We start from the raw sequence: 24,247 nt of genomic DNA, 5'->3' as shown, positions 1-24,247 counted from the left end.
CGAATGCCCTTGGACCAGAGCGTAATCGGCAAGCAGTTGGCGCCGAGCACCTTGACCGTCGACGCCGGGCGGCTGCGCTTCTTCGCCGAGGCGATCGGTGAACGGAACCCGATCTTCACCGATCTCGACGCCGCGAAGGCGGCAGGCTATGCGAATCTGCCGGTGCCGCCGACCTTCTTGTTCGGCATCGAGCTGGACAACCCCGGCTCGTTCAGCTGGCTCGCCGACCTCGGTGTCGATCTGCGCCGGATCCTGCACGGCGAACAGTCCTTCACCTATCACGCCACCGCGGTGGCAGGCGACGTGCTGACCGCGACGCCGACCATCGGCAACGTCTACAGCAAGAAGGGCGGTGCGCTGGACTTCATCGAGAAGACCTCCACCGTCACCCGCGCCGACGGCACCCTCATCGCCGAGCTGAAATCCGTGATCGTCGTGCGCAACCCGGAGGTCGCGAAATGACCGGCATCGCCTCCATCGAGGTCGGCACCGAGCTGCCGCCGCTGCGAATGAAGCCGATCTCGCGAACCACGCTGGCACTGTTCGCCGGTGCGTCCGGCGATCACAACCCGATGCACATCGACATCGATGTGGCGAAGTCCGCCGGACTGGACGACGTCTTCGCGCACGGCATGCTGTCGATGGCCTACCTCGGCCGACTGCTCACCGAATGGGTTGCCCCGCAGGCGATTCGGAGCTATCAGGTGCGATTCGCCGCGATCACGCCGGTGCACGCGCAGCCGACCGCGACCGGCACGGTCGTGGCGATCGACACTGTGGCCGGCGAACGCCGCGCCACCCTGAAACTCGCCGTCACGCTCGCCGACGGCACCGTCACACTCACCGGCGACGCCGTCGTCGCCCTCTGAAAGGACAGGCAGCACATGGGAACTCTGGATGGCAAGGTCGCCATTGTGTCCGGCTCGGGTCGTGGCATCGGCCGCGAGATCGCGCTGAAACTGGCCGGTGAAGGCGCGAAGGTCGTGGTGAACGATCTCGACGCCGAACCCGCCAAGGAGACCGTCGCCGCCGTTGAAGCGGCCGGCGGGCACGCTGTTTCGTGTGTCGGCAGCGTCACCGAGGACGGCTTCGCGGAACGCTTCGTGCAGACCGCCGTCGACGAGTTCGGCGGGCTGGACATCATCATCAACAACGCGGGCTACACCTGGGACTCGGTCATCCAGAAGATGACCGACGAACAGTGGGACGCCATCCTCGACGTGCATCTCAAGGCGCCGTTCCGGATCCTGCGGGCCGCGCAGCCGGTGATCGCGGCGGCGGTGAAGCAGGCCAAGGCGGCGGGCGAACCGGTGCCGTGCCGCAAGGTCGTCAACATCTCCTCGATGGCGGGCACCGGAGGCAATGCGGGACAGGCGAATTACTCGTCGGGCAAGGCGGGCGTGCTCGGCCTCACCAAGGCGCTCGCCAAGGAGTGGGGCCGCTACAACGTCACCGTCAACGCGGTCGCGTTCGGCCTGATCAAGACCCGGCTCACCGAGGCGCCCGCGGGCACCGGCGGCACCATCGATGTGCAGGGCAAGGAGATCAAGGTCGGCGTGAACCCGAACCTGCTGGCCGCGATGGAGCAGATGATCCCGCTCGGCCGCGGCGGCACGCCGGCCGAGGCCGCCGGTGCGGTGTATCTGCTCTGCCTGCCCGAGTCCGATTATGTCAGCGCGCAGACCCTGGTCTGTGGCGGCGGCTTCACTATCTAGGACCGGGCCGCCATGTACCTGACCCAATCCCTGCACCGCAATCTGCAGCAGAATCCGGATCGTCCGCTGACGATCTACCGTGACAGGGTGCGCGCCGTCGCCGAATCCGCCGACCGGATAGCGCGTTTCGCGGGTGCGCTGGCCGCGCTCGGCGTCCGGCCCGGCGATCGGGTCGGCATGCTGGCGCTGAATTCCGATCGCTACTACGAATATCTGTACGCGGTGCCGTGGATCGGGGCGGCGGTCAATCCGGTGAACATTCGCTGGAGTCCGGCCGAGATCGGGTACTCGTTGCGCGAATCCGATACCAGGGTGCTGCTCGTCGACGACGCCTTCGCCGCGATGATTCCCACACTGCGGCAAGACTTTCCGGAATTGTCCTCGGTGATCTTCTGCGGCGACGGCGAACCGCCCGCCGACGTGCTGCACTACGAGACGCTCGTCGCCGGGCACGCGCCCCTCGCGGACACCAGAACCGGCGGCGACACCCTGGCCGGTGTCTTCTACACCGGAGGCACCACCGGGCATCCCAAAGGCGTGATGCTCAGCCACGACAACATGATCATCTCCGCCCTCGGCAGCACCGCCGGCGGCGAATTCGTGAGCCGGGGCGGCACTGTGCTGCACACGGCGCCGATGTTCCACCTCGCGGATATCGCGATGATGACGGCGGGTAACCTGGTCAACTGCACCCACGTCATCGTGCCGATGTTCACCCCGGCCGGTGTGCTGCAGGCGATCAGCGAGCACAGCGTCACCAATGTTCTATTGGTGCCCACCATGATTCAGATGCTGGTAGACGATCCGGTCGTCGCGGACTTCGATCTCGGTACCGTCGAGACGGTGACCTACGGCGCCTCGCCGATCTCCGAAGCGGTCCTCGGCCGGGCCCGAAAGGTCTTTCCCACAGCGGGATTCACTCAGGCGTACGGCATGACCGAACTGGCGCCGGTGGCCACGCTGCTCTCGCCCGCCGACCACGACAATCCGGCGCTGCGGCGCTCGGCGGGCCGCGCCACGCCGCACGTCGAGGTGCGCATCGTCGACCCGGACGACAACGAGGTGCCGCGCGGCGAGGTCGGCGAGGTCGTCGTGCGCGGCGACAACGTCATGCTCGGCTACTGGAATCGGCCGCAGGACACCGCCGACGCCCTGCGCGGCGGCTGGATGCACACCGGCGACGGCGGCCGGATGGACGAGAACGGCTACCTGTTCATCGTCGACCGGATCAAGGACATGATCATCACCGGCGGCGAGAACGTGTACTCCGCCGAGGTGGAGAACGCCCTCGCGGCCCATGCCGCGGTGGCAACCTGCGCGGTGATCGGCGTGCCGGACGACGAATGGGGCGAGCGGGTGCACGCCGTCGTGGTGTTGCTGCCCGGCGCGCAGGCCACCGACGAGGAACTGCGCGCGCACTGCAAAACGCTGATCGCCGGCTACAAGTCGCCGCGCACGGTGGAGTTCACTGACGCGTTGCCGATGTCGGGCGCCGGTAAGATCCTCAAGCGCGAACTGCGCAAGAAGTACTGGGATCCCGGCGACAGTCAAGTTTCCTGAGGGAGCGATAGCGAATGGTGAACGGGCCGGGCGTGGTCCGTCCGGCCCGTGGCACCAGGCCGGCGAATCGGCGCGCACTGATCGTCGCGGCAGCGGCGGAGTTGTTCTGCCGCAACGGCTACGCGAATGTGGGGATGGGCGAGGTCGCCGAGGCGGTGGCCATCGGGCCGTCCGCGCTGTACCGGCATTTCCGCGGTAAGCAGAGCCTGCTGGCGACGGTGGTGGACGAGGCGTTGGCCGCGTTCGCCGCCGCGGTCGACACGGCGGCGCGCGAACCCGACGACATCGCGGGCACGCTGGCGACGACCGTGCTGGCCCGCCGCGACGTCGGGGTGCTGTGGCGGCGCGAAGCCCGGCACCTGTCCGAGGACGATCGGGTCGCCTTTCGCATCCAAGCCAGGCAGATCGGTGCCCGCCTCGCCGAGATCATCGCCGCCCGCCGTCCCGAACTGGATCCGGCTGCGGCCGACCTGCTCTCCTGGGCGACCCTGGCGGTCGCCAATAGCGTGTCGTTCCACGGGCTTTCGCTGCCCGAGCCCGAATTCAGCACGCTGCTCGGCGAATTCATCGCCGCGGTGATCTCCGCGCCCCGGCCGGTACTGGGCGAACGGCAGGACCGCCACGTGCTGCCGCCGCAGCTGGCCGCGCGCTCGCGCCGCGAAGCGCTCCTCACGGAGGCGACCGCGCTCTTCGCCGAACGCGGCTTCACGAGCGTCAGCATGGACGAAATCGGCGCCGCCGTAGGCATTGCCGGTCCGAGCGTCTACAACCACTTCCTCGGGAAAGTGGACATCCTGATGGCGGCCATCGTCCGCGGCGACGAATGGCTGCGCATCGATTTGAACCGCGCGCTCGCGCAGGCGGCCGACCCGCGCGACGGACTCGAACGCCTGCTCGCGGGCTACGGCGCGTTCGTCTTCGAGAATCCCTACCTCATGCAGACTCTCGTCTCGGAGGCCAGGTACCTCCCCGATGCGGACCGGCAGCGCACCAAGGCGGCACAGCGGGCCTACATCGCCGAATGGGTGCATCTACTGCGTAGACTGCACCCCGGCTTGGACCCGATCCCTGCCCGGATGAGAGTCCAAGCCGCGCAATCGATGCTGAACGATCTCGCGCTGATCCCGCACCTGCGCGCGTTTCCCGACCTCGTGTCCGCGTCGGCGGCGCTGGGCGCCGAGGTGCTCGGCCTTCGACTATGCGGCGCTTCGGGATAACAGCGCCACGGGCCGCACCGCGACGGCTTCGACCCCGCGCGGTCGCAATTCACAGGTGAACACGACCGGCTGGCCGGTGGTGAGCGTTTTGAAGCCGGGGGAGTCGATGCTGGAGTACTCCACGAAAACACCACCCGGATACTCCGCGGCTTCAAGAAAGCCGAAGCCCTTCTCGGTGTCGAACCAGAGCACCGTGCCACGCACCCAGGTCTCGCCCTCGGGCATCACACGGCCTCGTATGCGCCGTGCTCGCTGGAACCGGCCTGCATCACCTGTTGCCACCAGGACGCGAGCGGGCTCGGGTCGGGCCACACGACGGTGGGACCGGTTCGGACCGCACTGCCGGTAGGGACTTTGCTGCTATGTGTGAAGTTGTCTGGACGGACCACGACGGAGGATCTCCTCAGAATCGGTACGTTACGCGGGCACCCCGCGGTAGCCGGATGCCCACAACGGCGTTACCGAAACTGTAAGCAGCCGAACGAGTTTTCGTCACCGATTCATAGCCGATCGGTACTACGTCACATTCCGTCGACGACCCGGCGGCCGCAGTTCAGGCCTTAGCCGCCCAGTATCGCGATGACGAAGACGATCAGACATCCGGTCCACAGGTAGCCCAGAATCAGCGCGGCGATGGCGAGTCCGTCACCTTGCTCGCCTGTGGTTCGTATCTCGGAGCGAGCGATATGCCCCAACGGGATTGCGAGCGGGGCGATCAGGAAAACGCAGACGAACGCTGCCACCGCCCAAGAGTTGGTGCGAGTTGTCGATGGCACGACGCGGTGGATTTTGTCGGCCGGCACCGCCGTGCCGTCTCGGGTGTACCCGGCGACCGCGAATACCGGTTCGCCGTCGGCGGTGAATCCGACCGGTGCGGGCGTCGATACGAGTTCGACGGTTTGGTTCGAGGAGACGCGCTCCGCCCAGTCCGGGTCAGCCGGGTCGCCGTCTCGACCGGTTCCGCACTTCCAACAGGTGTCGAAAGCGGACGTATGACGTTCCGCACATGTTGGACAACTCCATTCGCCTACAGCCGTTTTCGCGAGCGACTTGCGGTCTGGTCGGCCGCGATCTGCACGAGTTCTGGGGCTCATCGGTTATCTCTTCTCACGACGCGCCCGACAGCCGTCAGCTGGTCGAGTTTCCGGTGTTTGTGCGTCGGCGACTAACCGGACCGCCGATGAGCAATTTTATTGCTTGCCATCCGAGCGACGCCGTCGATCGATCAACGGACAGGTTGTCAACGGCGGAATGCTCGACGTACGAGACCCGGATGGGTACTGAACAGAACTGGCCGGGCCCACGTGGGCCCGGCCAGTAATGAACTGTGCGGCTCGCTGATCGGCGGTCGATCAGGCGGACCAGGGGCCGATGCCGCCGACCTTTTCGATGCGGATGCGGGTCAGTAGGCCGGGGGGTGCGTCGGGGGGTGGGAAGGTGGCATCTGGGCTGGCCAGTGTCTTGGCCAGTTCGGTGAGGAGTTCGGGGGCGCCGCCCTCGACGATGCGGGCGGTGCCGGTGATCGAGAGGTAGGGGCGCATGACTTCGCCGCGTTCGGCGGAGAGGATGGTGACCGCTACCCGGTCGTCGCGGCGGACGTTGCGGACCTTCTTGTATTCGCCGAGGTGGGCGGTGACGAGTTCGTCGCCGTCCGGCGTCGATTGCAGGGCCACCCACACCACGCTCACCTGCGGGCTGCCGTCCGGGTTGATCGTGACCAGCGTGGCGTCGGCACCGGCCCCGATGAGTGCGCGAGCAGAGTCGTCGAGTTGCATGCTGTGTTCTACCACCGGGTCGGCGGATTCATTCCCGGCCGACATAGCCGAGGATCGTGTCGGGCCGCTGTACTAACGTCGCTGGCATGCGGCTTCACGTGGGCTGTGCGATGTGGACGCACGCGGCATGGCAGGACTGGCAACCGGCCTCGGGGGACCGGCTGGCCGCCTATGCCGAGCGGTGCAACTCGGTCGAGGGCAACACCACCTTCTATGCGATACCGGCGCGGCGCACGGTCGAGTCGTGGGCCGCGCAGACCGCGACCGACTTCCGGTTCGTGATCAAGTTGCACAAGTCGATCACGCACGAGCGCAGACTCACCGGCGTCGATGAGGAGATGCGCGCGTTCCTGTCGGCGATCGAACCGCTCGGCCCGCGGACACACGCGCTGTGGGTGCAGCTGCCCGGTTCGTTCGGTCCGAACGATCTCGGCGCGCTCGCACTCTTTCTGCGGCGGCTGCCGGAGCACTACCGCTCGGCGGTCGAGGTGCGTCATCCCGCGTTCTTCGAGAACGAGCAGGCCACTAGGCAATTGGAGAGCGTGCTCGGTCGCGTCGGCGCGGAATGGATTCCCTTCGACACCACCCTCCTTTTCGACGGGCTCCCGGTCACCGCCGCCGAGCAGGAGGCGTATTCGAAGAAGCCGCGCCTGCCGCGCCGCACCCGCGCGCTCACCGAGTTCCCGATCGTCAGATACCACGGCCGCGACTCGACCGAGCGCACGGTCGAGGGCTGGCAGCCGTGGATCGGCACGGTCGCCGACTGGCTGCGCGAAGGCCGTTCGCCCACCGTCTTCATCCACACTCCGGACAACGCCCAGGGGGTGACGCTGGCCCGCCGTTTTCACGCGGAGGTGGTGGCGGCGGTCCCAGAGTTGACGCCGCTGCCCGAACCGGCACCTACCGAGCCGATGACCCTTTTCTGACCGCCGAGGCACCGTAGGCGACGGCGAGAATCAGTGCGCAGCCGATGATTTGGACCGGCGCGGGCCGCTCGCCGAGGATCAGCGCGCCCAGCAGCAGCGAGCCGACCGGCGTCAACAGCAGCAGCGCCGCGCCGACCGAACTGGGCACGTGCGGCGAATACCGGGCGACGAGCAGCCAGCCGATCACCCCGTTGGTGAGCGCGGTGAGCGCGATCCAGCCGAGTGCCGCACCGCCGATGGACAGCGTCGACGGAAACCCGCGGAACAATGCCCAGGCGAGCGCGGCCACCGCAGGGACGGCGATCGACACCGCATAGGTCTGCAGGTTGCGCCCCTGTCTTCCGCTGCGCCGCAACAGAAACAGGAAACCGGAGTAGCAGATCCCCGCCGCGATGGCATGTACGGCACCGGCCATCGGCGCAGGCCCGGTACTGCCCTGCTGGAGCACCCCGCTGGCCGCGGTCAGCCCGACGATCATGATCGGCAGCGCCAAAAGCACACGCCTACTGGGTGTTTCGTGATCGATCAGCAACGCGAGCAGCGGAACGACCACCACCTGCACGTTCACCAGCACAGTGGTGAGCCCGGCACCAGCCTCCAAAATCGCCGCACCCCACCAGAACATATCGGCCGCGAAGAACGCCCCGCACAGCAGCGCGAGCCCCCACTCGCGCGCGTCGAGCCCGCCGCTACGCCGACTCTCCACCCACGCGAACACCGCGAGCGCAGGCAAGGCCAACGCGCAGCGATAGAACGTCGACACCTCGGTCGGCGCGCTCGCCAACGCGATGAGCACCCCCGACGTCGAAACCGCCAGCGCGCCAACGGCAATGGCGATCGTCGCGCCGGTGGTTCCCTCCGCCGCGACGATCTGCTGGACGGGTGTGTCCGTCCGCTGCCCGGTCATCCCACGACTGTGGCACGGTCGGCCAGGGATCGCGACGGATTATCGAGCGGGCTATCGGCTGCCGATGGGCTGTTGCAGTAACCCGGCGAGCAGCGTGCCCGCGCCTTGCAGCCAGATCGGCCAGCTTGCCGGGGCCAGCGCCATGGAGCCCTCGTCATGGATGGAGCAGCCAGGCTCGGCGGGGACACCGTCGAAGCGGTCCTTCATCCACAGCAGCACCCGCGCGATGCTGTCGATTTCCAGCGTGATGTGCTCGCTGAAGTGGTCGCGGGTGTAGTGGACCTGGGCGTTCGGGTCTCGGCAGTACTCGTCGACCAGGGTGTTGACCGGGCCGACCGGGGCGATCCAGTCGGGGTTGGAGTTGAAGATGAACATCGGCATCTTCGGCACCGAATGACCCATCCACAGCGCGTCGAACACCTTGGCAGGGATCGCATCGTTGAGTGCGTTGGGCACGTCGTACATGCCGTCGGTCAGGTTCATGAACGGGAGCAGCGCGGCGGAGTAGAGACACAACGAGTTCTTGACCGGAGCGAGCGCCTTGCCGATCGGTTTCATGTGCTGCTCGTTGTAGGCGGCCAATTCCGGATACTCCCGCGCGACACCGAGCAGTCCCGAAAAGATCAGTCCGGCACCCAGATTGCCGCTGGCCATCTGATACATCGCCTTGATGTCGGCCGGAACGCCGCCCTCGGACACGCCGACGATATTGAGCTCGGGCGCGTAGGACGCGGCCAGCTCGGCGGTATGCCCGGTGGTGATCGCGCCGCCGGAGTACCCGGCCAGGCCCACCTTGGTCTGCGGTTCGAGGCCCATCGGCTGGAAGTTCTCCGCCGCCCGGACACCGTCCAGGGTGATGCGCGCGCCGAGCGGACCGGCGGCGAACGCGGAGTCCGGACCCTCGTGGTCCGGCATCGCCACCGCCCAGCCCGCGCCGAGCGCGGTCAACGGCAGCACGAACTCGAACGGGATGTCGAACTGCCCGGTGATATTGCCCGGGATCGAAGCCTGTTGCAGCACATAGGATGCCGCGCAGTACTGCGCGTTCGAGTCCTGCGGGAACTGATACGACAGCAGCGGGCGGGGCGCGCCACCGTTGTCGCCGCGCGGCTTCATCAGCGTGGTGACGGCGGCGATCGGTTCGTCCCTGGTGTTGGTGGACCGGTACGACAGCTGCCAGGCGTCGATATTGAACGGAATGACCGAATAGAACGCCAGATGCACCTCGCGGGCCGCGATGATTTCGCCCGGCTTTTTCGCGGCGACGACGTCTGCGGGCGGTGCGTAGAATCCCGGATCGAGTTCCGGCGGTGCCGGCGGAATCGGGAACGGCAGCGGCGGTTGTACCGGAACCTGCTGCGCGGCAGGGTTTTGCTCGGCCGGTGCCGCAATTGCCGGTATTCCGACAGCTACCTGCAGGGAAGTCGCGATCAGAGCGATACAGGCCGCAGTGCGGAATCGCCCGATGCTTCCGGGTACGACAATATTCATTGAGCTACTTTCGCTGGTGAGCTGTGCTGATGAGATCCGAAATGGGATCTGTCGGGCGCAGAAATTATTCCGGCCACGACCGCGCGCCGTGCTACGGCGCGCCGCGCGTAACCCACCAGAATGTCTGTAAGGCTAAGTAACAGCAAATGCTAGAAGCGGTCACGGGTCCAGAGGCAAATTACTAATTTCTCCAGCCTTCGACTGTGCACATTGCACATATCGAAGATGGTCGGTCCGGTCTGTCCGAAGTCGATATCGTGCCCGCCCAATTTGCCCGATACCGGATATTGCTCGGCCGACCGGTCCCGAAAATTGGTATATCCATGGGTCTTTCGATCTCGGCGCGCCCGATCTTCCGGCCCGCGGCCGGAGCAAGGCGCGGACGGCGCGGAGTTGTGCTCGATAACAACCCAGCGTGACAGCGTTGGTGACTGGGCCAAGAGCCGCGGCCCCTGCTCTGGCACGCTCATAGGTGCGCTATCCCGGTTTTCGGTTGAGGCCATCCCCGAGGAGCCCCTCTTGTCCACGCTCGATCGCACCCATGACCAGATATCTCGCTTCGAAGCAGCGGCCGAGCCGCGGGTGGACCGGTGATGCTCTCCACGATCATCCGGACGATCGAGGTGAACGGCGCGCCGATCGGCTACACCGACACCGGCGACCTGAACGGCCGATCCGACACTCCCGTCATCGTTTTCGGGCACAGCCTCCTGTTCGGCAGCTGGATGTTCCGCGCACAGATCGCCGTGCTGCGCGAGCATTACCGCTGCATCGCCATCGACTGGCGCGGGCAGGGCGGCACCCAACCCACCCCGGACGGCTACGACATGGACACGCTGACCGCCGACGCGGTCGGGTTGATCGAGGCGCTCGGCCTCGCGCCGGTGCACTGGGTCGGCATCGGCATGGGTGGTTTCGTCGGGCAACGGGTCGCCGCCCGGCACGGCGAACTGCTGCGCTCGCTCACGCTGCTGTCCACCAGCGCGGGCCCCCAGGACCGGAGCAAGATCGGCAAATATACCCGGCTCACCTGGGCGGTGCGCCTTTTCGGCGTCGACGCGGTGCGCGGCAAGGTCGCGCGGCTGCTGTTCGGGCCCGCGTTCCTGGCCGATCCCGCCGCCGCGGCCACCATCGACGAATGGGCCGAGCGGCTCGATCGCGTCGACCGCGTCGGCACCCGCCGGGCGATCCGCGGCGCGATCGGCCGCGCGCCCGCCGATCGGGAGATCTCCGGCATCACCGCGCCGACGCTGGTCGCCGTCGGCGCCGATGACGCGGTGACCCCGATCGCCGACGCATGGCGGCTCACCGAGCTGATTCCCAAGGCGCGGTTCGAGGTGATCGAGAAAGCCGGGCACTGCTGCGTTTTGGAGCAACCCGGCGTCGTTACCGCACTGGTGCAGAGCTTTCTGGCCGATGTCGACGGATAAGGACCGGCGTGCCGCGTTTTCGTTCCTCAGGCAATTGCTCGATCCGGCTGCGGGGTAAGGATTCTGTCGCCATACGCCTGTGCGCAGCGCAGCGCCAATTCGATATAGGTCGCGCGTTCCTCGATGGAATGGCCGAGCAATTCCTCGGATTGGTTGATGCGATAGCGAACAGTGTTGGGGTGCACGTTCAATTGTTGTGCGGTGGCCGGTGCGTTGCGACCGCTGGCCAGGTAGGCGAGCAGCGTTTCGCGCAATCGAGCGGTGGTCTCGTCGGCGCTCGTCAATGCGCCCAATTCCCTGGTCGCCATGACGCGCATCGCCTCGACGCTGCCGTCACCGGTGGTGAGGCAGACCAATTCGACGTCGGCGTAACGGATCACCATCGGCACGTAATCGGTGGCGAGCGCCACCCGCTGCGCGGCGAGCGCCTCGCGGTGACTCTGCCGGAACCCGGCGATGTCCGGCGCCGACGAGCCGATGGCGGCATGCAGGCCCGGCTGCCCGACGGTGGGCAGGGTCGAGGGGTCCGGCACGCCCGTCGTGGCGATCCAGGCCCACATTCCGCGCACACCGGACGAGAGCATCAGTGGTCGCGGCGCGTCGAGCAGTGTGGCGATGTCGTTGCCGAACTTCTCCAGCGTGCGCACCGGATCCGCGGTGGTCACCGACTCGTCGGCCCACAGCACGATCGCGGTCTGGTGCCTGCGCAGCGAATGGCCGAGCTGCGTTTCGGCGTGATCGATGTCGATCGAGTCGCCGCGCAGCAGCGAACCGGCCAGCCCGAACCGGCGCGCCAGGGCGCCGCGCTGCCACTGCTCACGCTCGTCGGTATAGACGGCGACGGACGCCTCGACGCAGGTGTCGGTCCATTCGAGCACCCGATCCCAGAACAGCAGCAGGACCGCGCTGCGCAGCTGGTCGTCCTCGATCGCCTTGTTCAGGAAGTCGGTGATGAACTGCCAGAGCATGGCCTGCCCGACCCGGTAGGTGCGCATCACCACGTCGATCCCGAAGCCACGCCGGGCGACGGTCCGCGACAGCGCGAGCACCTCCGCGGGCGGGTGCACCTCGAAGACTTCCCGGCTCACCATGGCGAGGAAGCTGCGCCAGTGCGCGCGGGTCGCGGCGTGCAGCATCTCGTCGAGTTCGGCGTCGCCGGGCAGTTGCGCGTTGACCTCGTTGATCCTGCCGTCGACCAGGTCGACCAGCTGTTGGGTCTGCTCGTCGTTGCGAGCCTGCTCTCCGAACTGGACGAGCCAGTCGAGGGCTTCCTGATCCAAGGCAGTCATAGCCCACATTCTGCTGCGCTGGCTGCTCGGGCGCGGCGCATTCGTCCTATCGGTGCGACGAGATGTCAAGGAGTACTGCCTACTTGGGGCGTCGGCCGAGTTGTCGACGGCGATTACCGACTGGTCGGCATCCATGGTTGATTTTCCTGTCTGAAAAGTTCGCGACGCACACCGCGGAATGCGCCTCCGCGTACGGCGGATAGGTAATCTGAGCACGTTCCATTCAGCGCTGACCCAACATGCGGAGGGCCGTAATGAACGGATCGTCGATCAGCGAACTACCCAGCTCCGCCGAAACATATTGGTCGGTTTGTCAAGCGGACTCACGGGCATAACCCCGCCATGAAACCGGAGGAAGCCGCGCGCCGCTTGCTAGCCGACATTTTGGTGCGCTATACGTCGTTGGAAGAATTCATCGGCTTACTACGTGTCGACCCCCTTGTCGACACCACGGAACTCCCTCCGATATCTGCCTACCTCTGGACTATTCCGTCGTAGCGCGTGGCTCGAGGAAACTATCGGCGCCCGATGGATCGGGGTCGCCGCGACTCGATGTCGTGCGCGAGATCGGTCCACTGGATCGCGAGCGCGGCGAGCCGGGACCACGCGGCGTGCACCCGTTGTTCCGGCACGTTGTCGGCGGTCATCAGCAGGTGATCGGCGAGGATCTGGGCGGCGGCCATCCGGTCGACGGTGCTGCCGAGGGACTCGGCGGGCCGGTCCTTGGTGCGCCGCGGCGTCACCTGTTTGGCCACCCATTCGTCGATCACGGTGACGACTTCGCTACGGCGACAGTCGATTTCCACCAGGCGCTCGGGTTGTGCGCGGCGCGTGTGGTGCAGCTGCGCCAGGGCTCGCGCCAACTGGATGACGAGGTGGTCGCCGGGTCGGTCGCCGGTGTGTAAGCGCAACGCGGCGGACAGTTCGTGCCAGTCCGGCAGCAGCGGCGGGGTGCCGCCGTCTTCGATGGACATCGCTCGCGATCTCGGTCCCTCGGCGGTCTGCACGGTCACGTGACGGGGTCGGCGCTACCCGGTGCGTGCACCTGGCAAATGCGACCAGCTCGTGCCTCACTGCGGAGACTCTGCGTCATGGTCCGGACGCGCTGCCGCGCGTCCGCCATCTCCCGGTGGTCCAGCTGCGTGGGCAAGGTCGGCCTTCCCTAGCGACGGTCGAGGTGCATCCGACGTCGGCGACCAGCCATATTCCTCTGGGCAGACCGGCCGTTCTGCGCGTACCCGAGATAAGGGAGCAAACGCCCGGCGCCGGATGCACCTTCAAGTTTCGGCCATCGGGTGGCGTTGTGTAAGCCGAATTCAGGTCATTTCGCGCTCGGTTTGGCCTCTTTGGTTATGCCTGGGCAATCCGCGTCGAGTTGCTAAGGTAGGTTGATAAATATGCTTGATCAGGTAGCCTTAGCATGTGACCGACGATCTGGACGCCGCTGAGGTTGCCGCCGCCCTGCTGACGGGCCTCGGCGCGCTGTTGCGCAGGCTGCGTCATCTGCAACTGGAGGACGCGCTCACGATGCCCGAGCGCACCGCGTTGTCGCGGCTGGATCGGGAGGGGCCCGCCACCTCGGCGGAACTGGCGCGCAAGGAACAGATCACGCCGCAGGCCATGGGAGCGACGCTGAGCGCGCTGCAAGCTCGTGGCCTGATCGAGCGCAACTCGGACCCGGCCGATCGCAGGCGGGTCGTCCTGGCGGTGACGCCCGCCGGTGCCCAGGTACTGACTGAAAAACGCAGTGCGAAAACCGAATTGATGGCGCGCGTGCTCGCCGAGGAGTTCACGCCCGCGCAGTTGAAGCAGCTCGCCGTGGCCGCCCCGCTGATCGAGCGGCTCGCGCACAACATCTGATCCCTGACGTTCGATAGGCGCATTTGACGATGATCGATCTGCAACAGCAGCGCACCGACGATCGCGCGACCGACGGATACAAGTGGGCGGCGCTGACCAATACCACTGCGGCAGTGTTCATGTCGGCGCTGGACGGTTCGATCGTGCTGATCGCGCTGCCCGCGATCTTCCGCGGCATACATCTGGATCCGTTGGCGCCCGGCAACATTGCCTATCTGCTGTGGATGATCATGGGGTACCGGCTGGTGCAGGCGGTCCTGACGGTGACGGTCGGCAGGCTCGGCGACATGTACGGCCGGGTGCGGATCTACAACGCCGGGTTCGCGGTGTTCACCGTCGCGTCGATTCTGCTGTCGGTCGATCCGCTCGACGGCGGACACGCGGCCATGTGGCTGATCGGCTGGCGGGTGGCGCAGGCCATCGGCGGGTCGATGCTCACGGCCAACTCGGCCGCCATCCTCACCGACGCGTTTCCGGAGCGCCAGCGCGGTTTCGCGCTGGGCATCAACCAGGTGGCCGCGCTGGCCGGGATGTTCATCGGCCTGGTCGCGGGCGGACTGCTGGTCGCGTGGGACTGGCGGGCGGTGTTCTGGGTGAACGTGCCGATCGGGCTCTTCTTCACGGTCTGGGCCTACCGCACGCTGCGCGAGACCGGCCGGGCCGGCGGCGGGCGCATCGACTGGTGGGGCAATATCACCTTCGCGGTCGGGTTGAGCGCGATCCTGGTGGCGGCCACCTTCGGTTTGCAGCCGCACGGCGGGCACACCATGGGCTGGACCAGCCCGGTGGTGATCGGTCTCGGCGCGGCCGGACTCGGGCTGCTCGCGGCGTTCGTCGTCATCGAGCAGCGGGTGTGCATGCCGATGATCGATCTGAGCTTGTTCCGGGTGCGCGCCTTCACCGCGGGCAATCTCGCCAGTCTGGCCATCGCGATCGGTCGCGGTGGGCTGCAGTTCATTCTGATCATCTGGCTGCAGGGCATCTGGCTGCCGCTGCACGGCTACGACTACGCCGACACCCCGCTGTGGGCAGGCATCTTCATGCTGCCGCTGACCGCGGGATTCCTTGCGGCCGGACCCGTTTCGGGCTATCTGTCGGATCGGTTCGGCTCGCGTGGCCTGGCCAGCAGCGGCGCGTGGCTGTTCGGCGCCAGCTTCATCGGGTTGTTGCTGCTGCCGATCAACTTCAGCTACTGGATCTTCGCGGTGCTGATCGCGATCAACGGGATCGCCAGCGGCATGTTCGCCTCACCCAATTCCTCGGCGATCATGGGCAGCGTGCCCCCGGATCAGCGCGGCGTCGCCTCGGGGGTCCGCTCGACCTTCCAGAACACCGGCACCGCCGTGTCGATCGCGGTGTTCTTCGCCCTCATGATCGCCGGACTGGCGAACAGCTTGCCCAGTACGCTCGCCAATGGCCTGGAGCAGCAAGGTGTTCCGGCCGCCGTTGCCACCCAGGCCGCCACCTTGCCGCCGGTGGCCACCCTGTTCGCCGCTCAGCTCGGCGTCAATCCGATCCAGCACACGCTCGAGCCCAGCGGGGTGTTGCCCACCCTCACCAGCGCGCAGCAGCAGACCTTGACCGGGCGAGAGTTCTTCCCGCAGTTGATCTCCGGTCCCTTCCACACCGGCCTGGTCATCGTGTTCGCCTTCGGCGCGGTGCTGGCCGCCCTCGCCGCGATCGCGGTACTGCGCGGCAGCCGACGCAAACCCGAACCGCCACAGCGCGACTCGGTATCCAGCCCGGATCCCACGATTGTCTGACAACCATCTAGGAGAAATCGCCCATGGCACTCAGCACCCTCGACGCACGCACCGCGCTCGTCCTCATCGATCTGCAGCAAGGCATCACCGTGATGCCGGGCGCGCCGCACTCGATGCCCGAGGTCATCGCGCGCGCAACCGAACTCGCCGATGCTTTCCGTACCCATCAGCTGCCCGTCGTCCTGGTGCGGGTCAGCGGAGCTCCCGATGGCTCGGACTTCGCGCCGGGCCGCACCGCCGCCCCGCGCCGCACCGGCGGCATCCGCCCCGACGGCTGGGACCTCATCGTCGACGAATTGGCCGGGCACGCCGAGGATCTCGTGGTGACCAAGCGCAACGTCGGCGCGTTCTACGGCACCGACCTCGAACTGCACCTGCGCCGCCGCGGCATCACCCAGATCGTGCTGGCCGGCGTCGCCACCAGCATGGGTGTCGAATCCACCGCCCGCGCCGCGCACGACCACGGCTACCACGTCACCCTGGCCACCGACGCCAGCACCGACATGGACGAAACCATCCACCAGCACAGCATCGACCGAATCCTGCCGCGCTTCGCCGAAACCGGCACCACCGCCGAGATCCTCGAACTGCTGGAGAAAACCCGCTAGTCGACAGTGTCGGTCCGGCAGCAGCGCATTCGCGACACCGGGTGTGCTGCTGCGCGACGCAGGGCTCAGGGAGCGGTCTCGGGCAGGACCGTGAAGTGGCGGACGATGCCGGAGAGATTCGGCAGTTCGGTGGGGGCCGTCCAGGTGCGCAGGTCGGGGCTGTCGCTGTAGAAGTATCGGGGATTGTTCTCGTCGTAGTCGTCGAAGTAGATTCGCCAGCCGCCGTTGGGCATGGGGATGACGCATTGGCCCTCGCGGGGCGCGCCCCAGTTGGCCCAATCTCCGGTTGCGACAAAGACGTACGGGCCGAGCGGGTCGCGGGCTACCGCGAGTTCGATGAGTTTGCTGGTCTCGTTTTTGGTGAAGGCGAAGTAAAAGCCGTTGGTGTGCACGACGGTGGTGTCGATGTAGCCGAAGCCGTAGCCGGAGGTTTCGCAGATCTTGTGGTCGGTCGGGGTCACGTAGCCGGGGGCGGGGCCGAGCCCGGCCAGCGGGGTCAGTGGCGTCCAGGACCGCAGCGCCGGGTCGGTCGCGGTCATCAGGTGCGGCGTGAAGCGACAGCCGTCGGACAGGGACACGATGACGTTGACCCGGCCCTGCGCGTCGACCAGCCATTCCGGCGCCCAGCTCGACGTCACGTCGAACGCGCCCACCCGGGTCGGGTAGTCGTACATGTGCTGCCAGTCGACGCGGTTGGTGCTGCGCGCGAAGCCGATCGTCTGGCCCTCCCACCCGGTGGTGTAGGTGAGGTAGTAGACGCCGTCGATGTGCCGGAAGAGGCTCGGGTCGCGCAGCAGCCCGGACGGTGGGCGGTAGGCCGGGCCGCGCAGTAGCCGGAAGTTGGTCGCGTCGGTGGATTCGTAGACATACAAATCGGATTCGCTGTCATTGGTGAACGAGGTCATCGTGTACCGCACCACCGGCCCGGCGGCCGCGGCATGCTTCAGCGTCAGCAGGCTGAGGGGCAAACCTGCGGCCAACGCCAGCGCGGACCTGCGACGCATCGTCACCATTGCCACCTCCCGGATTATCCAGAGCATATTGCTATCGACCCGGCGACACGCCGCAGATGGCGTAGCGCCGAGTGGACCGACACGGCTGCCTGCGCCGTCGGCCGATCTGCGGCGAACGTCCGGGAGCGGCCCCGGCGCTGCACTGTCTGAGTCGAGCAATATCGAATGGCTGTGTCGGAGAACAAGTTACGCGGCCGATCTTGGGCGCCAGCCCAAGACAACCGGCCCACGGACCTGCGACGCTCAATGCAGGTAAGAGGTTCCGCCCGGCACATCGCGCCGATCCCCGGTCATCGACCGAGCCGAGCCCGCCACCTGCCTCGCTCGTTCGCCGAACGCCCACTGTATGGAGTCGGAACCATGCCCGAGCTCGCAGACCTACCGCCCCGCGGGGAGCGGCCATCGCCCATCTTGCCGACCGCCCGCGAACTTCTGGACGCGATGCATGACGTTGTCCCCGAACGACATCCGTCCGCGTCGATCCTGCGCGCCGCCTGCCTGCTCGCCGCGGTGGACGAGTGGATCCACCGGCACCGCGTCGAGATCGAACGCACGGCGCCCGCCTCGCGCCGGGTGAACGGTCCCGGGATCGAACGTGCGGCCCGCACGCTGCGCCGCTATCTGATCGAAGGCATCGCCGACGCAGCCCCCGGCGTCGACGGCGTCGGCAAGGCGGTGGACCAGCTGGCCGCCGCCTGGGTCGACTGGCGCAGCGTGACCGGCAACGACGACCCGTCCCGTCAGACCGACACCAGGAAGGCCCTGATCGCCGCTTGCGACGCCTACAACGACCTCACCGGGCACGGTCCACACGAGCCGTAGTGTCGGTCCTCATTCGTACTGCCTCGCGGAAAATAGGCGAAGTAACCGTGATTCGGGATCAGCACGGTTCTTGTTACTGATTTGCGTCAAGCGTTGCGTGTGTCGGTGTGTCACTTTTTGCGGAATGCAAGATTGCGTTTATCTAAGGCCGCACGGGTCAGCAGATCATTCCATCCGGAATCGCCACGCAAGAGCGACCGGCTATGTAATCTGATGGGGTCCCACGAACTTCGGGACAGCTCCGCAGAGTGAGTCGTGGTCGCCCCTGCGGCTCACTATCGCTGTACACACAGTCCAATGAGGTCCGGGAGACCCCCGGGCCTCATTGGTCGTGTATCCAGCAGTGGATATTGCGGCGCGGCCCGGTGTACTCGGGCAATTCAACGGCCCCAGCGAATATTTGTGCCGAATTCTCCGATCCATACCCGCCGTGGATCCGAATATGCCGTAGTGCCGACAAGTGTCTGACTTGCCGTCGGCCGCATGTACCGCATTCGATACGACAAGGGGTTACCTATGTTTCACAAAACCGCGACCGCCGCGGTGACCGGTCTGCTCGCCGTCGCGGCGACGCTCGCCGTTGCCACCGGCGCGGCCAGTGCCGCCCCGACGCCACCGGCATCGGGTTCATCGCCCAGCGAGACCGCACCGGGTGAGCAGAGCGGCCTGCTCGGACTCTTCGCGCCGGAAGGCGGCAAGAAGTCGGGCGAGAAGGGCGCCGAGGGGAAGAAGGGTAAAGGCAAGGACGGCAAGGCAGAGGAGGAGACACCCGCCGCCGACCCGAAGGTCGCTGCCGCGCTCGATTCCGCGCTCCGGGACTTCCTGCGCCCGCCGCACGGCGGCGCCGAGATGGGGCCGCTCGGCAAGACCTCGGACGAGTGGCTCGATTTCTTCCTCGGGCCCAAGCCGAGCCCCGACGGCGGCACACCAAAGGCCAAGCCGCTCCGGTCATGAGTTGAGCTGCACGCGTTACTGATTCAACCGCCGGCAGGCAGGTCCACTTCGCTCCCATGAGCGATCGGACCTGCCTGCTGTCGATTCAGCCGAGAAAGTCGGTGTCCCAACCCGTTCGGACGATTCGTCGACGCCCCGTGTAGAGCAGGCACGCGCTCTCCGAGAGCAGCAGTGCCCAGACGACGTGCCGGCTCGCCGCCAGTCGCTCGGTTTGTGCCTTGGCGGATTCCGGTCGAAGGTGACCGTGGGCCGGATCGGTCTTGTCCACCCGCACCGCCGTGCCCGCCCCGGTCGTGGGGGCTTTCGGCTTCGGCGAGTTGCGGTGCGGGGGTGGCGGTTCGGCGGCATTGCCGGCCGCCGGGGCTTGGGTGTTCTGGTCCGGCATCGAGGCGAGCACGCTGTCCGGCTGGGCGACAACCGGTTTGGGTTGGGTCGGCGCGGGTAGCGCGCGGGAGAGCGCGATGAACCAGTCGGCGACGAATTGCACCGACGGGCGGCCCGCGGCGACCACGGTCAGCGCGTAGGCGCCGTGCCGGGCCACCGCGTCCTGGTATCTCGACCAGACCTGAGTGTCGACGAGTTCGAGGTTGTCGCTGACCAGCCGCCCGATGGCGTTGAACGCCTGGGTGAGGACCTGGGTGAAACGCGGTGCGGCGGAACGTTTGGGCATCGCGGCGAACATCTTGGCGCCGAGGGCGGCCAGCCCGGCCAGCGGATCCTTCGCGCCGATGGTCCCGATCTGGCAGACGTCTTCTGGGCTGAGGACGACGCCGACGATGCTGGTCAGGGTGTTCAGCGTGATGGTGGCCAGCCGCACCGCGGCCGACTGCGCGGTGGGGTCGTCGATCACTGAACGCGGGTCGGAGGCCTCGGCGAGCCGCTCGCTGAGCGACTTGTCGCGGTTCAGTACGAGACTGCCCGGGGTCAGGCCGTGCAGGTCCTTGTCGACCACGTCGGTGGCGGTCTTGCTGACGGTGGCCTCCAGTGCGTCGGAGATCGAGGACAGCGCGGTCAGCGGGTCGTCCAGCGGCAGCAGTGCCTGGCCGGCGATGTTGGTGATCATGTGCAGGATCGGCGCATTCGACGGGGAGTCGCAGGCGAGATCGCCATCGATGCAGAACGACGCGACGCGACCGGTGAGCGCGCCGAAGTCCGGGGCGAGGTCGCGCAGCGGTCCGATCCCGCCACCCGAGGCGGGTGCGGGCTGGGCCTGCAGCGCGGACAAACCGGCGGCGACCGTGCCCGGTGCGGGATCGGGCGCGAGTTGGCCTGCGGCACCGGGGAACAGCGACGCGCCGGGGTAGCGGGTGGGGTCGGCGAGCAGGGCGACGCCGGCGATCCGGTCGGCCGGAATGGCGGACTGCCCGCGCCCGATCTCCTGCGCGAACAAGGAGGCGACGTGGGCGCCCTGGGAGTAGCCGACAAAGGCGAGGCGGGTGTTCTGGCATCGGTCGACGACCGATTGCGCCATCGACCGCAGTTCCGTCAACCCGCCGGTCACCGATTGCGAGTACGGGACCTGGCCGCCGGGCACGGCACCGCCGAAACCGGCTTCGTAGGGGACGTAGGCCCGATCGGTACGGTCGGGTTCGGCGGCCAGCATCGGCAGGAAGATCGATGACAGCATGCCGTGGTCGTCGGAGGGGTTCGCATCGGGGGAGGATTCGCCGGTGCCGGGTACGCCGATGGCGTAAAGGGCTGGGCAACGCAGTGATTGGCCGGGTGCCGGCTGTGCCGCGACCAGGCCGACTCCCGCGTTCATGACGAAGGCCGTACCTGCGACGAGTGTTCCTAGTCTCCGAATACCTGTTCTGGAGAACAGCATTCGACGCAACGTCCCCACCTTCACATAGATCCGCTCGGCCTGAGGCTGGTTCTGGTCAGGAAAAGTCTCCGGCGTCCGCCGGTCCGGGGTGGGCTTCGCCGCCACCCCGGACCGTGTCGAATCAGCCGCCGAGCAGCGCGGTTACGACGCTGGTGAGTCCCGAGGTGAGGGCGGTGACGACGGCGGTGAGGAGCGGTGCAAGCATGATCTCCCTTTCGTTTTCCTGTGGTTACAAGCCGTCCGGTCAGTCTTCGTGCGGTAAATCCGGCACCAAGTCTGAAATGCCGGTGGTGCTCCGCTGCGAAAACTCCAGACGGCGGGAACAACCCGGGTGGGTGTCCAACGCTGACCATGCCGGGAACCGTCAGTGGCAGGCGTCGATAGTGTCTTCGTTACCCAAGTGCGTTCGGATGGAAGAAATTTCGAATCAGTTTTGAACGGGCTGTGAGCTGGGGCAATGCCTGCCGCCGTTGGCCGGGTCGGCGAGGAACGCGCCGACGCAGGTGTTTTGTCCTTTTGGGGACCGGTGCGCTAGCCTTCCTCGGCGATCCAACTCGTGCTCTCGTTCGGCAAATGACACCGATCCGTCAATGGCGTATCACAGGAGCAAGTCATGTTGAGTGGTCTCTTCGGTCTAGTGAACAGCGTGCTCGCGGTAACGGAGAACCTGGTGGGGATTCTTACCTTCGGTATTTTGGGCTAGTCGGTACGCGCGCATTTTCGTTGGCTCCGGAGCGAATTCGGACAATCCGGAGATGCGCGCATTCCGCTTTCCGCGCTACCGCATTCGCCGGGGTTCACCGGCACCATCGTCGATCGAGGAGGTTCGCTGTGACGCGTCTGTCGAAGGAGCTGGCGGCGTTGGCGGTGCTGGCAGTCGTCATCTATTGCGCCGGAACGGATTCCCTGGCCTTCTGGAAGTCCGGCGCCGGGCCGGAGACCGCCGGTTCGGACTGGTTCGACGCGGACGACGACGCGGAGCAGCTCGACCACATCGGCGGGTTCCGTTGGTAGGCAAGGTCATTCCGCTGCTACCCGGCGGTGCCCGCGGGATCGCCGTGCTGGCGGCCGACGCCACCGGGGAACTGCTTGCCCAAGCCCATGCCAGGGCGAGCAGCGCGGCGGGCCGCGCCAGTGCCGCGGCCAAGCGAGCGGTGAACCGGGACAAGGCCGTCGACCACGTCGCGCGTGCGCACGGTGCCGCGCGGGCCGTGGCCGCCGCGGACACCACCCGTGATGCCGCGTGGCACGCCTATGTCGCCGCGAACCACGCGATCAAGGCGACCTTCTATGCGGTCGTCACCGCCGATGCGGCGGTCACCGTCCAGGAGGCGGCCGCCGCCGCGCTCGATGCCGCGAAGGCCGCCGCCTTCGCCCCCGACGACGTCACGGTCGCCGATGCCGCCGCGGCGGCCGAGGAGGCCGCAGCGGGTGCCAGCAATGGAGCATATGGCGCCCCGCCCATCGCGACGATCGCGCGGATCGGCCACCGCCTGTCCGTGAATTAGCCACCGAAGGTAGGCGTTCCTCGGTCGATACTCGCCGCAGGGACCGGAGTTGACGGGGGTTCAGCAATTAGTCGGTTAAGTTCTCGGTTTATGCGCACATGGACTCGACGTGCCGCGGTAGCGCTCGCGGCCTCGACGGCCGCGCTGCTGGTGCCCGGCGTGGGTGTTGCTGCTCCGCCGGGGCCGGTAGCGGGGGATTCCGCGCTGGGGCCCGGGTTCCTGTGGGGCGTCGCGGAGTCCGGCTTCCAGTCGGAAGGGCACGCGCCCGGCGGCGATGCGCCTAGTTCGGGCTCGCTCACCACGGGTTCGCTCGGCCCCAGTGCGCCGCCTCGGAAATCGCCGGGCAACGATGCGCCCGACAGCAATTGGGTGCGCTACATCGAGAATCACCCGGAGTACGACAGGTACCAGAGCTCGATCGACTTCTACAACCGGTACGCCGCCGATATCGATCTGGCGAAAGCGCTGGGGGTGAAGGTATTCCGGATCGGGATCGAGTGGGCGCGGCTGCAACCGACGAGCAGGCTGGAGTGGGACGCCGACGGATTCCGCTTCTACGACAAGGTGATCGCCAAGATCATCAATTCGGGGATGCGCCCGATGCTCACCCTCGATCACTGGGTGTATCCGGGCTGGGCTTACGACGGGGCGTTCCACGGGCAGCATTCGGATACCCCGGACACCGGTTGGGACAACCCGGAGATGGTGGACGCCTGGCTGACCAACATGCGCAAGGTGGTGGACCGATACGCGCCACGAAATCCGCTGTGGGTCACCATCAATGAGCCGGTCGCCTACATCATGCACGAGGTACGCAACAACGCGACCAACCAGCAGCGGATGGAGGACAAGATCGCGGACGCGCACAACCAGATCTACGACTACATCCACCAGCTTCGCTCCGATGCCCAGGTGACCAGCAATATCGGCTACGTCGCAGGCATCGATGATCAGGTCAACGGCCCGTTGTTCGCGAAGATCCGGGACCGGCTCGACTACATCGGCGTCGACTATTACTTCGCCTTCGAACCGCCGATGTCGAGCCCGCCCGCCACCGTCCGGTCCATCGCGGCCGTCGGGTCGCCCGGCATGTGGAATCTGCCGATCCGCACCGAGGGCATTTACTATGCGGTGAAACGCTATTCGGACATGTTCCCGCAGGTGCCCGGCAAGCCGCGCATTCCGATCTACGTGGTCGAGAACGGCATGCCGACGGAGAACGCCAATTCCGACGACGGCAACGTCCCCGGCACCGGAAACTACAACCGCAGCGACCATTTGCGCGACACCGTCTACTGGCTGCAACGCGCCAAGGCCGACGGCGTGAACCTCATCGGCTACAACTACTGGAGCATCACCGACAACTACGAATGGGGTAGCTACAGTCCACGATTCGGCCTCTACACGGTGAATGTGCGCGACGATCCCAAGCTGGAGCGGCATCCGACCAAGGCGGTCGCCACCTACACCGAGACCATCGCGGCGGGCGGTGTTCCGGCCGACTATCGCCCCACCCGCCCGCCGTCCGGTTGCCTCGTCGTCGACCCGACCCCCGGCTGCGTCGACCTCGCGGTGCCCTGAGCG

At 66.8% G+C, this 24,247-nt stretch carries 24 protein-coding genes; 15 read left to right on the top strand and 9 right to left on the bottom strand.

The genetic code is table 11. The features are described 5' to 3' along the window. The first annotated feature begins 3 nt into the window (after nt 1-3). The 5 genes from ACFWF1_RS13570 to ACFWF1_RS13550 are packed head-to-tail and all read left to right on the top strand — an operon-like array spanning nt 4 to nt 4,492. Nucleotides 4-462 (top strand): MaoC family dehydratase N-terminal domain-containing protein, encoded by a 459-nt coding sequence (locus tag ACFWF1_RS13570; protein WP_379284902.1) that lies wholly within the window; start codon nt 4-6, stop codon nt 460-462. Beyond that, on the top strand, nt 459-869 hold the full coding sequence (locus tag ACFWF1_RS13565; protein ID WP_379284903.1) for a MaoC/PaaZ C-terminal domain-containing protein: 411 nt from the start codon (nt 459-461) through the stop codon (nt 867-869). Before ACFWF1_RS13570 ends, ACFWF1_RS13565 begins: the two co-directional genes overlap by 4 nt. A gap of 15 nt (nt 870-884) precedes the next feature. Then, complete coding sequence (locus ACFWF1_RS13560) at nt 885-1,715, top strand: SDR family NAD(P)-dependent oxidoreductase (protein ID WP_379284904.1); 831 nt, start codon at nt 885-887, stop codon at nt 1,713-1,715. A 12-nt stretch (nt 1,716-1,727) separates the two neighbouring features. Next, the gene (locus ACFWF1_RS13555; RefSeq protein WP_379284905.1) at nt 1,728-3,275 is read left to right on the top strand and encodes a long-chain-fatty-acid--CoA ligase; all 1,548 of its coding nucleotides are present in this window, start codon (nt 1,728-1,730) and stop codon (nt 3,273-3,275) included. Between the two features lie 14 nt (nt 3,276-3,289). Beyond that, the gene (locus ACFWF1_RS13550; protein WP_379284906.1) at nt 3,290-4,492 is read left to right on the top strand and encodes a TetR/AcrR family transcriptional regulator; all 1,203 of its coding nucleotides are present in this window, start codon (nt 3,290-3,292) and stop codon (nt 4,490-4,492) included. On the opposite strand, the gene ACFWF1_RS13545 is transcribed toward ACFWF1_RS13550, so the two are convergent. The 3 genes from ACFWF1_RS13545 to ACFWF1_RS13535 form a co-directional block, all read right to left on the bottom strand. Continuing rightward, the gene (locus ACFWF1_RS13545) at nt 4,472-4,717 is read right to left on the bottom strand and encodes a cold shock domain-containing protein (protein ID WP_379284907.1); all 246 of its coding nucleotides are present in this window, start codon (nt 4,715-4,717) and stop codon (nt 4,472-4,474) included. The genes ACFWF1_RS13550 and ACFWF1_RS13545 overlap by 21 nt on opposite strands. A 335-nt stretch (nt 4,718-5,052) precedes the next feature. After that, nucleotides 5,053-5,235 carry a DUF4190 domain-containing protein gene (locus tag ACFWF1_RS13540; RefSeq protein ID WP_379284908.1) on the bottom strand — a complete coding sequence of 61 codons (183 nt, stop codon included), beginning with the start codon at nt 5,233-5,235 and terminating at the stop codon, nt 5,053-5,055. Between the two features lie 609 nt (nt 5,236-5,844). Next, a complete protein-coding gene (locus tag ACFWF1_RS13535; RefSeq protein ID WP_379285195.1) occupies nt 5,845-6,267 on the bottom strand; it encodes a PPOX class F420-dependent oxidoreductase in 423 nt (140 codons plus the stop codon). 86 nt (nt 6,268-6,353) lie between these two features. Between ACFWF1_RS13535 and ACFWF1_RS13530 the strand changes: the two genes are divergently transcribed. Continuing rightward, nucleotides 6,354-7,193 (top strand): DUF72 domain-containing protein, encoded by an 840-nt coding sequence (locus ACFWF1_RS13530; RefSeq protein WP_379284909.1) that lies wholly within the window; start codon nt 6,354-6,356, stop codon nt 7,191-7,193. Here ACFWF1_RS13530 and ACFWF1_RS13525 read toward each other — a convergent pair. Together ACFWF1_RS13525 and ACFWF1_RS13520 are read right to left on the bottom strand one after the other, a co-directional pair. Further along, nucleotides 7,168-8,100 (bottom strand): DMT family transporter, encoded by a 933-nt coding sequence (locus tag ACFWF1_RS13525; protein WP_379284910.1) that lies wholly within the window; start codon nt 8,098-8,100, stop codon nt 7,168-7,170. The genes ACFWF1_RS13530 and ACFWF1_RS13525 overlap by 26 nt on opposite strands. Nucleotides 8,101-8,151: 51 nt before the next feature. Then, nucleotides 8,152-9,591, bottom strand: coding sequence for a lipase family protein (locus ACFWF1_RS13520; protein WP_379284911.1), 1,440 nt, complete (start codon nt 9,589-9,591; stop codon nt 8,152-8,154). Nucleotides 9,592-10,184: 593 nt separating this feature from the next. On the opposite strand from ACFWF1_RS13520, the gene ACFWF1_RS13515 reads away from it, so the two are divergent. Further along, nucleotides 10,185-11,021 (top strand): alpha/beta fold hydrolase, encoded by an 837-nt coding sequence (locus tag ACFWF1_RS13515; RefSeq protein WP_379284912.1) that lies wholly within the window; start codon nt 10,185-10,187, stop codon nt 11,019-11,021. A gap of 26 nt (nt 11,022-11,047) precedes the next feature. Here the strand turns inward: ACFWF1_RS13515 and ACFWF1_RS13510 are convergent, their stop codons facing one another. Together ACFWF1_RS13510 and ACFWF1_RS13505 are read right to left on the bottom strand one after the other, a co-directional pair. After that, complete coding sequence (locus tag ACFWF1_RS13510; protein ID WP_379284913.1) at nt 11,048-12,310, bottom strand: PucR family transcriptional regulator; 1,263 nt, start codon at nt 12,308-12,310, stop codon at nt 11,048-11,050. 515 nt (nt 12,311-12,825) lie between these two features. After that, nucleotides 12,826-13,284, bottom strand: coding sequence for a DUF4254 domain-containing protein (locus tag ACFWF1_RS13505; protein ID WP_379284914.1), 459 nt, complete (start codon nt 13,282-13,284; stop codon nt 12,826-12,828). 448 nt (nt 13,285-13,732) lie between these two features. Here ACFWF1_RS13505 and ACFWF1_RS13500 point away from each other — a divergent pair, with 448 nt between their 5' ends. From ACFWF1_RS13500 to ACFWF1_RS13490, 3 genes are read left to right on the top strand one after another with little or no spacing between them, the layout of a single operon-like run. Then, on the top strand, nt 13,733-14,170 hold the full coding sequence (locus ACFWF1_RS13500; protein ID WP_379284915.1) for a MarR family winged helix-turn-helix transcriptional regulator: 438 nt from the start codon (nt 13,733-13,735) through the stop codon (nt 14,168-14,170). A gap of 29 nt (nt 14,171-14,199) precedes the next feature. Further along, a complete protein-coding gene (locus tag ACFWF1_RS13495; RefSeq protein WP_379284916.1) occupies nt 14,200-15,933 on the top strand; it encodes an MFS transporter in 1,734 nt (577 codons plus the stop codon). 23 nt (nt 15,934-15,956) lie between these two features. After that, nucleotides 15,957-16,541 (top strand): isochorismatase family protein, encoded by a 585-nt coding sequence (locus ACFWF1_RS13490; RefSeq protein ID WP_379284917.1) that lies wholly within the window; start codon nt 15,957-15,959, stop codon nt 16,539-16,541. Nucleotides 16,542-16,606: 65 nt separating this feature from the next. Here ACFWF1_RS13490 and ACFWF1_RS13485 read toward each other — a convergent pair whose 3' ends face one another. After that, nucleotides 16,607-17,554, bottom strand: a complete 948-nt coding sequence (locus tag ACFWF1_RS13485) for a glycoside hydrolase (protein WP_379284918.1) — start codon at nt 17,552-17,554, stop codon at nt 16,607-16,609. Nucleotides 17,555-17,914: 360 nt separating this feature from the next. Between ACFWF1_RS13485 and ACFWF1_RS13480 the strand changes: the two genes are divergently transcribed. Next, nucleotides 17,915-18,376, top strand: a complete 462-nt coding sequence (locus tag ACFWF1_RS13480; protein WP_379284919.1) for a hypothetical protein — start codon at nt 17,915-17,917, stop codon at nt 18,374-18,376. Nucleotides 18,377-18,892: 516 nt separating this feature from the next. Then, a complete protein-coding gene (locus ACFWF1_RS13475; RefSeq protein ID WP_379284920.1) occupies nt 18,893-19,330 on the top strand; it encodes a hypothetical protein in 438 nt (145 codons plus the stop codon). A gap of 85 nt (nt 19,331-19,415) precedes the next feature. On the opposite strand, the gene ACFWF1_RS13470 is transcribed toward ACFWF1_RS13475, so the two are convergent. Continuing rightward, on the bottom strand, nt 19,416-21,092 hold the full coding sequence (locus ACFWF1_RS13470) for a cutinase family protein (RefSeq protein WP_379284921.1): 1,677 nt from the start codon (nt 21,090-21,092) through the stop codon (nt 19,416-19,418). Nucleotides 21,093-21,986: 894 nt separating this feature from the next. Here ACFWF1_RS13470 and ACFWF1_RS13465 point away from each other — a divergent pair. The 3 genes from ACFWF1_RS13465 to ACFWF1_RS13455 all read left to right on the top strand — a co-directional run bounded on the left by ACFWF1_RS13465 (nt 21,987) and on the right by ACFWF1_RS13455 (nt 24,244). Then, nucleotides 21,987-22,169 (top strand): hypothetical protein, encoded by a 183-nt coding sequence (locus ACFWF1_RS13465; protein WP_379284922.1) that lies wholly within the window; start codon nt 21,987-21,989, stop codon nt 22,167-22,169. Beyond that, nucleotides 22,163-22,663 carry a hypothetical protein gene (locus ACFWF1_RS13460; protein WP_379284923.1) on the top strand — a complete coding sequence of 167 codons (501 nt, stop codon included), beginning with the start codon at nt 22,163-22,165 and terminating at the stop codon, nt 22,661-22,663. The genes ACFWF1_RS13465 and ACFWF1_RS13460 overlap by 7 nt, the downstream gene beginning before the upstream one ends. A 90-nt stretch (nt 22,664-22,753) precedes the next feature. Continuing rightward, complete coding sequence (locus ACFWF1_RS13455; protein WP_379284924.1) at nt 22,754-24,244, top strand: family 1 glycosylhydrolase; 1,491 nt, start codon at nt 22,754-22,756, stop codon at nt 24,242-24,244. Nucleotides 24,245-24,247 lie beyond the last annotated feature (3 nt).

The organism is Nocardia sp. NPDC060255 (genome assembly GCF_042727395.1).
Taxonomy (GTDB): Bacteria; Actinomycetota; Actinomycetes; order Mycobacteriales; family Mycobacteriaceae; genus Nocardia.
Note: the sequence above shows the minus strand (reverse complement) of the source record. Positions and strands in the feature narration are given on the sequence as shown.

Bases quoted from the DNA above. Each gene is read 5' to 3' on its own strand.
- ACFWF1_RS13570 (WP_379284902.1), top strand. From the start codon at position 4: ATGCCCTTGGACCAGAGCGTAATCGGCAAGCAGTTGGCGCCGAGCACC.
- ACFWF1_RS13565 (WP_379284903.1), top strand. From the start codon at position 459: ATGACCGGCATCGCCTCCATCGAGGTCGGCACCGAGCTGCCGCCGCTG.
- ACFWF1_RS13560 (WP_379284904.1), top strand. From the start codon at position 885: ATGGGAACTCTGGATGGCAAGGTCGCCATTGTGTCCGGCTCGGGTCGT.
- ACFWF1_RS13555 (WP_379284905.1), top strand. From the start codon at position 1,728: ATGTACCTGACCCAATCCCTGCACCGCAATCTGCAGCAGAATCCGGAT.
- ACFWF1_RS13550 (WP_379284906.1), top strand. From the start codon at position 3,290: ATGGTGAACGGGCCGGGCGTGGTCCGTCCGGCCCGTGGCACCAGGCCG.
- ACFWF1_RS13545 (WP_379284907.1), bottom strand. From the start codon at position 4,717: ATGCCCGAGGGCGAGACCTGGGTGCGTGGCACGGTGCTCTGGTTCGAC.
- ACFWF1_RS13535 (WP_379285195.1), bottom strand. From the start codon at position 6,267: ATGCAACTCGACGACTCTGCTCGCGCACTCATCGGGGCCGGTGCCGAC.
- ACFWF1_RS13530 (WP_379284909.1), top strand. From the start codon at position 6,354: ATGCGGCTTCACGTGGGCTGTGCGATGTGGACGCACGCGGCATGGCAG.
- ACFWF1_RS13525 (WP_379284910.1), bottom strand. From the start codon at position 8,100: ATGACCGGGCAGCGGACGGACACACCCGTCCAGCAGATCGTCGCGGCG.
- ACFWF1_RS13520 (WP_379284911.1), bottom strand. From the start codon at position 9,591: ATGAATATTGTCGTACCCGGAAGCATCGGGCGATTCCGCACTGCGGCC.
- ACFWF1_RS13515 (WP_379284912.1), top strand. From the start codon at position 10,185: ATGCTCTCCACGATCATCCGGACGATCGAGGTGAACGGCGCGCCGATC.
- ACFWF1_RS13510 (WP_379284913.1), bottom strand. From the start codon at position 12,310: ATGACTGCCTTGGATCAGGAAGCCCTCGACTGGCTCGTCCAGTTCGGA.
- ACFWF1_RS13505 (WP_379284914.1), bottom strand. From the start codon at position 13,284: ATGTCCATCGAAGACGGCGGCACCCCGCCGCTGCTGCCGGACTGGCAC.
- ACFWF1_RS13495 (WP_379284916.1), top strand. From the start codon at position 14,200: ATGATCGATCTGCAACAGCAGCGCACCGACGATCGCGCGACCGACGGA.
- ACFWF1_RS13490 (WP_379284917.1), top strand. From the start codon at position 15,957: ATGGCACTCAGCACCCTCGACGCACGCACCGCGCTCGTCCTCATCGAT.
- ACFWF1_RS13485 (WP_379284918.1), bottom strand. From the start codon at position 17,554: ATGGTGACGATGCGTCGCAGGTCCGCGCTGGCGTTGGCCGCAGGTTTG.
- ACFWF1_RS13480 (WP_379284919.1), top strand. From the start codon at position 17,915: ATGCCCGAGCTCGCAGACCTACCGCCCCGCGGGGAGCGGCCATCGCCC.
- ACFWF1_RS13475 (WP_379284920.1), top strand. From the start codon at position 18,893: ATGTTTCACAAAACCGCGACCGCCGCGGTGACCGGTCTGCTCGCCGTC.
- ACFWF1_RS13470 (WP_379284921.1), bottom strand. From the start codon at position 21,092: ATGAACGCGGGAGTCGGCCTGGTCGCGGCACAGCCGGCACCCGGCCAA.
- ACFWF1_RS13455 (WP_379284924.1), top strand. From the start codon at position 22,754: ATGCGCACATGGACTCGACGTGCCGCGGTAGCGCTCGCGGCCTCGACG.